Consider the following 220-nt stretch of genomic DNA (forward strand, 5'->3'; position numbering starts at 1 on the left):
CGGGGCGCCATACCACCTGCACCGGCTGCTCAAGCCCTTCCCAGACCACGCTGGTGCGCAGGATGTCGTGGCGTTCGACCACGCTCTGCAAGGCCGCGGCGAAACCAGCCAGGCACTCGCGATCATCGAACGCGAAGAGCATCTGCAAGACATAGGGGTCACCTTCATCCGCGGCCAGATGGTGATAGAGAATGCCTTCCTGCAAGGGGGCCAGGGCGTA

The 220-nt window shown here is 63.6% G+C and carries 1 protein-coding gene; it reads right to left on the reverse strand.

All coding sequences use genetic code 11. The features are described 5' to 3' along the window. A partial coding sequence (locus AO068_RS03870; protein WP_236717208.1) for a condensation domain-containing protein occupies positions 1-220 on the reverse strand: 220 nt, incomplete at both ends.

The sequence above is a fragment of the Pseudomonas sp. ICMP 3272 genome, from assembly GCF_001466905.1.
GTDB classification, from domain to species: Bacteria; Pseudomonadota; Gammaproteobacteria; order Pseudomonadales; family Pseudomonadaceae; genus Aquipseudomonas; species Aquipseudomonas amygdali.